The sequence below is a fragment of the Nocardia sp. NPDC059195 genome (assembly GCF_042754695.1).
In the GTDB taxonomy this organism is placed as follows: domain Bacteria; phylum Actinomycetota; class Actinomycetes; order Mycobacteriales; family Mycobacteriaceae; genus Nocardia.
The window spans coordinates 102836-111358 of the sequence record NZ_JBHZBG010000022.1 but is presented as its reverse complement, the minus strand read 5'-3'; the positions used below and the strand labels follow the sequence as shown (position 1 = coordinate 111358).

Sequence of the window (8523 nt, the reverse complement as noted above, 5' to 3'; positions counted from 1 at the left end):
GTTAGCGCTCGAGACTAGAGCCTTCGGCTCAGCGCTTTCGAGCGCTAACCGGCGACCCGGCCGCGGACCGGCCACTTCGTGGCCGTCCCTCCCTAAGGGTCGGGAGTGCGGTGGTTGGGTTGGGTGGGTTGTGGAAGACGGGGACGGGCTGAGGTGTGCGGGGTGGTTGGCGGTTATTCGCCGGGTTAGTGGGCAGGGGATACGCAACCCACTGATTATGTGAGGACATGGGTAACTCCCCTGTCGCCTCCCAGCTGCTACTTACACGAAGTAAGGCCGGGAGCTAACGGGGTTAGCTCCCGGTCGGCCCGCTAAATTCGCGGAGAGGCGGAACAAGCGCCTTCCAATGCGGTTATGAAGAAGGGGAATTGGGCGGCGAAGCGGTGGAGGTTGGGGTCTCGGTCGTAGCCGGCGAACCAGTAGAGGCCTGGTTGTGAGTCCGCGGCGGGGTTCATGTCGCGGAAGGTGCGGATCCAGTTGTCGGCTCGGCCGCTGATCACCGTGTAGGGGAGGGCGCGGGAGAAGATCGTTTCCTGGTCGATGGGGGGGATGCGGTCGCGGGTGACGGTGTCGAGGCCGCGGTGCATGGCGCGGATTCGGCCTGCGACGGTGTCGCCGAGGGGAGTTCGGGTGGGGAGGTAGGTGGGGAGCAGCATCGCCGCGCCGCCTGCGAGGGCGATGGCTACGCCTACCAGGGCGTGGCCTGCGGTCAGGGCGAGCGTGACCGTGATGATCAGGCCGAGGGCGATCAGGGCGGCGCCGATCCAGCGGGGGAGAGCCCGCTGCTTCGGGTCGGCGAAGGCGCCGGTGGCGACGGCGTCGTTGCGCATGGCGGTGCGGATCGGGTCCAGTTGCAGGCGGCCGGGGGTGCGCAGTTCGCGGACGGCGACCGCGTCGGTGCCCTCGGGGAGCAGCATGTCGTAGACGGCGCGTTCGTAGTCGCGCAACTGGTCGTCGGGGGCGTTGACGCGGCTGATGCGCCAATCGTCTTCGCCGCGCGCGTTCACCGGGGTGATCCACAGGTAGCGCCGAACGGCGAGATCGACAACGGTGGCGGCGATGTCGACTGGATCGGCGTGCTCGTCGATGATCAGGCCCGCCTCGCCGGGAAGCACACCATCGGGGGAGGTGAACTCGACGCGGCCGCCCTGCTGGATCAGCGGATCGAAGGCATCGCTGCCCGCGACCGCGGCGGCGGCGCGCTTTCGCGCCAGCAGCACATAGGCGATCATGCCCGCCAATGCCAGCAGGAAAGTGCCGAACGCGGCGAGCACGGGCGTGGTGAAGGCGAACGGACCCGTATCTCCGCCGCGCACATCGGCATTCGCGGGCACGGTGCCAGGGGGCATCTGCAAGGTGAGGTCGATGGCATCGCCCTTGCGCAGGTCGGTCTGGTGCAGATAGAGCACGCCGTCGGGTTCGGTGTGGACATCGGCGCACGGCTTGGCATTGCCCGCGGAGCCGAGTTTGCAGTCCACGATGCCCATTTGGAAGCTCGGGCTGATCACCGAGACGTCGAGCACGGCGATATCGGCGTTGAGCACGCCCAGCCAGTGGAACACCTGTGTGCCGGGCATATCGGAGACGGTGTTGTGCACCGAATACGTGAACTTCGATTCGCCCGGCTCGGCCTCGACGACGAACTGATCGTTGACGGTGGTCGCGGTGCCCGCACCGCTCGCCGTCACATCGGTGACCTTGAAGACCCGCTCGACATCGTCACCGACCTTCAGGCGCAGCGGCAGCGACATCGTGAAATTTCCATCGGCAGGTACCGCGACAGTTTCGATGACCTCGAGCACACCGGTTTCGGTGAGCGTGAGGTCGGCGGTGATCGAAACACCGGTGGTCTCGGGCTGCGTGTGGGCTACCGGCGCGGCCACGAGCAAACCCGCCGCAGCGAGCAGCAGCGCGCCCGCGGCGCCCCCCCGAAAAGTCAGCATGGGTGCCTACTCTAGACAGCTTGCTATTCTGCGTCAGCGGCTGTCGACGAACCATGAGACGAGGGGGGCACGGGGGAGTGACTCAACCACCGTACGGTTATGGGCCGAATGGCCCAGGTGGACGACCGGTTCCGCCACCCCCTGGCTATGGTCCGCCCCCGGGATATCGGCCACAACCGGGATATGGGCAGCCAGGTTATCCACAGCCGCAGGGTTATCCACAGGGGTACGGGCAGCGTCCGGCGTATGGTCCGCCGCCGGGATATCGCCCGCCGCCCATGCCCTACGGGCCCCCGGGCAGGCCGACTCCGCCGCCACGTAAACGCGGTGGTGGCTTCACCTCGGCAATCCTCGTTGTCATCTTCCTGCTGGTCGGTGGTCTGGTGAAATACGCCGTCAACACCGGCGTAGATTTCGGCATCGGCGCGATCGGCCCCAAGCCGACCACTACCTACACTCCACAGCCCGGTACCGCGCCCGCCGCGACCAGCGACAACCCGCTGCTCACCGACTCCGACGGCACCCTGGTCCCGGCATCGTGCAACTACGCGCCGTGGGGAACCCAGGTGGACAAGGCACGCGCCTTCTTCGAATCGGCCGCGACGTGTCTCGAATCGGCGTGGAAACCGCTACTGGCGGAGAATAATCTGCCCTTCGAGTCGCCGACGCTCAACATCACCGCGACCACCGACGGCATCTCCACCCCGTGCACCGGATCGACGAGCAACTTCGCCGCCTTCTACTGCCCGGCGAACAAGACCATCTACATGCCGATCAGCCAGCTGCAGACCGAGCAGTTCCGCGACAACTGGGTGGTGTACCTGTCGGTATTCGCGCACGAGTACGGCCACCACGTGCAGGCCCAGTCGGGCATCTTGCGCAAGGCCAACAGTGAGCGCGTCGACGCGGGCGCCCGCTCGGCCAAGGGGCTGGAGCTCTCGCGCCGAGTCGAGTTGCAGGCCAACTGTTTCGACGGCATGTTCATCGCCTCGTCGAAGGGCGGCGGCTCGCTGTCCTCGTCGCAGGTCACGGTCGCCACCAAGGATTCCTACGGCCGCGGTGACGGCCCCGGCGACATGCGCGACCACGGCACCGCCGAGCACGGCGGCCAGTGGTTCGAAACCGGCCTCGACCGCAACCTCACAGCCCAGTGCAACACCTTCACAGTATCCGCGAGCGAAGTGAACTAGCTGTCCCGCCTCTCCGCGCCTTCTAGCCGGACTTGTGTGCCGCACAGGTAGCGTTGGCGGCCGACGGTGGGGTGTGGGGTGAGTTGGCCCGTTCCCGGTGAGTTACCCATGTCCGTGCGTGATCAGTTGTCAAGGTGATTGATGTATCCCCCGCCTCCCCCGCAGCCGCCCTATGGCAGGCCAATGCCGCCACCGTACGGCGGGCAGATGCCACCGTATGGTCGGCCCGCGATGCCGCCGTACGGGAGGCCGTTGCCGCCGCCGTACGGCTATGCGCCGCAGGGGTATCCGCCGCCGCGTCGGGGTGGATCGGGAGCGGTCGGTGCCGTATTGACGGTGTTGACCGTGTTCGGGGTCATCGGGTTGCTGATTGCCGCGGTGACTCTGTCCGATCAGAGCTCGCCGGGTTCGGTCGCCAAGACGACGCCGCCGAGTTTCACCTACAGCTCGAATTCGCCGGTGCCGACTACGAATCCGACCTCAGCGCGAGCCACGACCACCGCGCGCACCACCGCGCCGACCACAACTAAACCCGCAGGGCCGCAACCTGTTATCGCTCTCGGTCAGCATCCGCTGTTCAAGAACGACGACGCGGGCCTGACGAACATGGACTGCGATCTGCCGCGCTGGTCGACCAACGCGGCGGTGGCCAAGGCCTTCTTCGCGGCGGCGCAGGTCTGCCTCGATCAGATGTGGCGGTCGAATCTGGCCGCCGCGAATCTGCCGTTCAAGAGCCCGGGTCTGGTTGTCGCGGAACAGCCTTCACAGCTGTCATCGCCGTGCGGTGGCTCCACCAGCGACGCGTTCTACTGCAGCGCCTCTAGCACCATCTACATGTCGACGGCGGGCCTGGTCATACACAACACCCCGTATCCGCCGATGGAGGCGCTGTCGGTCTACGCCCACGAATACGGTCACCACGTCCAGGGGCTCACCGGCCTGATGCAGGCCTCGTCGAATCAGCGCCGTGAGCAGGGCGCGATGTCATCGGATGGACTGGAGACCTCACGTCGAATGGAGTTGCAGGCCAGCTGTTTCGGCGGCATGTACATCGGTTCGTCCGAGGCGGGTGGCTCCTGGACCTCGCAGGAGGGCTACGCCGCGGTGAAACACAACTACAACCGCGGTGACGGCAACGGCCGCCACCGCGATCACGGCACCTCGGACAACAACGGCAATTGGTACAACCAGGGCTACACGAAGAACCGCAACTTCCAATGCAACACCTGGCTGGCACCCGCCGACGAAGTCAGTTAATTCCCGTAGTGGCCTTCGCCGAAGCGGCGCGGCGAACTGCCGTGCACCCCCTCGGCATAGGCGGTTTCGGCGTGGAGGGCGAAGTCGATGCCCGCGGTTTCGTCTTCCTTGCTCACGCGGAAGCCGATGAGCTTGTCGATGCCCTTGCCGAGCACCCACGAGACCGCGAAGGCGTAGGCCGCGACCACGAGTACCGCCACGAGTTGCTTGCCGAGCTGGGCGAAGCCGCCGCCGTAGAGCAGGCCGTTCACGCCGCCGGTCATCACCTGGGTGGCCAGCAGGCCGATCAGGACGGTGCCGACGATGCCGCCGACGAAGTGCACGCCGACCACGTCGAGCGAGTCGTCATAGCCCGCTTTGTGTTTCCAGCCGACCGCGAAGGCACACACCACACCGGCGGCCAGGCCGACGATGACCGCACCGAAGGTGTTCACCACACCGCAGGACGGGGTGATCGCGACCAGACCGGCCACCACACCCGAGGCGGCGCCGAAGGTGGTCGGCCTGCCGTCGCGGAGCTGTTCGACGAGGAGCCAGCCGAGCATGCCGAGGCTGCCCGCGACCAAGGTGTTCAGGAAGACCGCCGCCGCGGCACCGGTGGCACCCAGCGCGGAGCCCGCGTTGAAACCGAACCAGCCGAACCACAGCAGACCGGCGCCGAGCAGCACGAACGGCAGGTTGTGCGGACGCATCGCGTCGATGTTGAAACCGATCCGCGGCCCGAGGACCAGCGCCAGGGCCAAGGCCGAAGCACCGGAAGCGATCTCGACCACCAGGCCGCCCGCGTAGTCGAGCGCGCCGAAATTCAGCAGCCAGCCGTCGGGTCCCCACACCCAGTGCGCGATCGGCGCGTACACCGCCAGGGTCCACAGCGGAACGAACACCATCCAGCCCGCGAACTTGGCGCGGTCGGCGATGGCGCCCGAGACCAGGGCGGCGGTCAGGATGGCGAACGTCAGCTGGAAGGTGACGAACAGCAGCTCCGGAATGGTGCCGCGGACGGAGTCGGGGTTGATCCCGGCCAGCCCGACGTGCTCGAGATTGCCGATCAGGCCACCGCCCGCGTCGTCGCCGAAGGCCAGGCTGTAGCCGGCGACCAGCCAGACCACGGTGACCAGCGGGATCGCGATGAAGCTCATCATCAGCATGTTCAGCACGCCGGTCGAGCGCACCATCCCGCCGTAGAAGACGGCCAGTGCCGGCGTCATCAACAGCACCATGGCGGTAGCCGCGAGTAGCCAAGCAGTGGCCGCGGGGTCGATCGTTGCGGGCACGGTAACTCCTTTCACGCGTGAATGCGTTGCGAGAAAGTTACCGAACACTCACCGCGGATGGCGGCGCTAGGCCCGGTTTTCCTTGGCCAGTGCCCGCGCGCCGCGCTTGCCGGGAATGGGCAGGTCATCGCCGTCCGCTAGCCATTCGGCGGTGGTGAGCCAGCGGCGCTGGGCATGCGCGTCGGCAACGTCGAAGAACACGCGGCGGCCGCGATCGTCGCGCGCGTCGCGGGCGAGCACCGCCCAGCTCGGCGGCTTGCCCCGGTCGGCGGTGTGTTCCACGACGAAGCCCGCGACCAGCTTGCCGACCATGTTCACCGGCTTCTGCGAGACCCGATTGCCGTATTTCGCGGTGTGCCAGCGCCGCGCCGGACACAGCGAACCAGGGCCCGCGTTCGAGGCGATCCAGCCGGCGCGCTGCGCCCGTTCGATCAGCCACAGATGCTTCACCGCCGACGGCGCGATCTCGCCCACCCGTTCGGCGATGAGCTCACAGACCTCGGCATCGGCGAGGATGTCGCGCCTGGTCGGGCCGATATTGTGCTCGGTCCAATGCGCGGCGGCGAGGCGGGCGAGGATGCGACCGAACTCGTCGATGCTGCGCTGGGCACGGCGGCCGAGCCGCTCGATCCGCTCGGCCTCGCGGCGCATCTCGTTCTGCGCGGTGAGCGTGCGGATGGCCGCCATCGTGGGTACCTGCCCGCGTTCGAGCAGTTGCAGGATGGCGTCGGCGGTCGCCGGGTCGGCCGCGGCCGCGACGGGTAACGAGTCGCGTTTGATGTCGAAGTCTTGGGGGCTGATCGCCCGGCTCAATAGCCCGACCGCGGCATTGTCGCCAGCGAAGTCGGTGTGGGCCAGCCAGGCCGTTGCGATGTCATCACACGACAGCACGATGAAACGTTCCTCCGGTCGATGCGGTGGGGGAGCGATCGGTGCGCGAAGGTTGTGCCCCGGTCGGGATGAGGGACCGGCCGGGGTCACCAACCTGATGAAGGTTTGGCCACCGAAGTTGCCGAGATCCACGGTAGCCAGACACTTGCGTCGCTGTCACGACGGTTCATGGTTTCGTTACATCCAGTAAGAGGCCGTCAACCAGGGAACAGGTACGCATTTCCGGTGTTACCAGGGTCGATGGATTGGTCGACAGTGTATTCGCCGCTCGGATGGCAGTCGATAGCTCGGCCGTTGCACCTACTGGACCGCTTTGCTCCTACGCTTCAGACCGCGCAATTCAATGTGATTTGCATCACAGTTCGTTCATTGCTTCGTTACCGCGTTACCGCACAGTGCCAGCCGCCGATAAACCCTGTCGGACGCTCTCGGTAGCCTGTGGGTCGTGGCTCTGTACCGGAAGTATCGACCGGCGACATTCGCGGAAGTAGTGGGTCAGGAGCACGTCACCGACCCGCTGAGTACAGCGCTGGATACCGGACGGATCAGCCATGCGTACCTGTTCTCCGGGCCGCGTGGCTGCGGCAAGACCTCGTCCGCTCGTATCCTCGCGCGCTCACTGAACTGCGTGGACGGACCCACCTCGACACCGTGCGGTACGTGCTCGTCGTGTGTGGCGCTCGGGCCCGGCGGCACAGGCAATCTCGACGTCATCGAGCTCGACGCGGCCAGCCACGGTGGCGTCGACGACACCCGTGAGCTGCGCGATCGCGCGTTCTACGCGCCTGCCGAGTCGCGCTATCGGGTGTTCATCGTCGATGAGGCGCACATGGTCACCACGGCCGGTTTCAACGCGCTGCTCAAGATCGTCGAGGAACCGCCCGCCCACCTGATCTTCATCTTCGCCACCACCGAGCCGGACAAGGTGCTGGCGACGATTCGCTCACGCACGCACCACTATCCGTTCCGTCTGCTGCCGCCCGCCACCATGCGTGGACTGCTCGGCAAGATCTGCGAGCAGGAGCATGTGCCGGTGGAGGAGGCGGTGTATCCGCTGGTCATCCGTGCCGGTGGTGGTTCGCCGCGCGACAGTCTGAGCGTGCTCGACCAGTTGCTGGCGGGTGCCGGACCCGACGGTGTCACCTACCCGCGCGCGGTCTCGCTGCTCGGCGTCACCGATGTGGCGTTGATCGACGACGCTATCGACGCGCTGGCCGCCAACGACGGCGCCGCCCTGTTCAACACCGTCGACCAGGTGATGGAAGCAGGCCACGATCCGCGCCGTTTCGCCGTCGACCTGCTCGAACGACTGCGCGACCTGATCCTGCTGCGCGCGGTCCCCGACGCCGCCGACCGCGGCCTGGTCTCCGGCCCCGGCGACGTGCTGGAACGGATGCGCGACCAGGCCGAACGCCTCGGCCCCGCCACCCTCACCCGCTACGCCGAACTGCTGCACGATGGCCTCGGCGAAATGCGCGGCGCCACCGCCCCGCGCCTGCTCCTCGAAGTGATCTGCGCCCGCATGCTCCTACCCTCGGTCTCCGACGCCGAGTCGGCGACCCTGCAGCGCCTGGAACGCCTGGAACGCGGATTCGCGGGCGGATCGGTCCCCGCTCCGGCCCGTCCCGGCCCCGCCGCGGGTGAGCCACCCGCTGAACGTCCGTCCGCACCCGCGTCGAGCGGCCGCCGCGGCGCGGAACTTCTCGCCGCCGCCCGCGCCGAGAAGGAAGCGGCGACCAGCGGTTCGCCGGCAGCTGGCGTCGCGAGCCCCGTTGTCGCGGAACAGAAGCCCCCCGCCACGGCGCCCGCAATTCCCGCACCGAGCGTCGCGCCGGCCGAGCCTGCGCCGCTCGCTGAGTCCGCACCTCCGTCGCCCGCACCCACGCAGTCAGCGCCGTCCGTGCAGGCCCGGACTGTGTCTGAGCCGCCCGCACCGCCTGTGCCTGCCGCGCAGCCCGCATCGCTGGC

The 8523-nt window shown here is 67.4% G+C and carries 6 protein-coding genes; 3 read left to right on the top strand and 3 right to left on the bottom strand.

The window, feature by feature from the left end:
• Positions 1-311: 311 nt before the first annotated feature.
• Positions 312-1943: a DUF2207 family protein gene (locus ACFXKN_RS24710; protein WP_379433929.1), complete on the bottom strand. Its 1632-nt coding sequence runs from the start codon at positions 1941-1943 to the stop codon at positions 312-314.
• 278 nt (positions 1944-2221) lie between these two features.
• Here ACFXKN_RS24710 and ACFXKN_RS24705 point away from each other — a divergent pair, with 278 nt between their 5' ends.
• Both ACFXKN_RS24705 and ACFXKN_RS24700 read left to right on the top strand, forming a co-directional pair.
• Complete coding sequence (locus ACFXKN_RS24705) at positions 2222-3133, top strand: neutral zinc metallopeptidase (protein ID WP_378960275.1); 912 nt, start codon at positions 2222-2224, stop codon at positions 3131-3133.
• A 231-nt stretch (positions 3134-3364) separates the two neighbouring features.
• On the top strand, positions 3365-4390 hold the full coding sequence (locus ACFXKN_RS24700) for a neutral zinc metallopeptidase (protein WP_379433928.1): 1026 nt from the start codon (positions 3365-3367) through the stop codon (positions 4388-4390).
• Here ACFXKN_RS24700 and ACFXKN_RS24695 read toward each other — a convergent pair.
• A complete protein-coding gene (locus tag ACFXKN_RS24695; protein ID WP_379433927.1) occupies positions 4387-5664 on the bottom strand; it encodes an ammonium transporter in 1278 nt (425 codons plus the stop codon). The two genes, ACFXKN_RS24700 and ACFXKN_RS24695, sit on opposite strands and share 4 nt — an antisense overlap.
• Positions 5665-5730: 66 nt before the next feature.
• Positions 5731-6555, bottom strand: coding sequence for a hypothetical protein (locus ACFXKN_RS24690; RefSeq protein ID WP_378960410.1), 825 nt, complete (start codon positions 6553-6555; stop codon positions 5731-5733).
• Between the two features lie 445 nt (positions 6556-7000).
• On the opposite strand from ACFXKN_RS24690, the gene ACFXKN_RS24685 reads away from it, so the two are divergent.
• A partial coding sequence (locus ACFXKN_RS24685) for a DNA polymerase III subunit gamma and tau (RefSeq protein WP_379433926.1) occupies positions 7001-8523 on the top strand: 1523 nt, incomplete at its 3' end.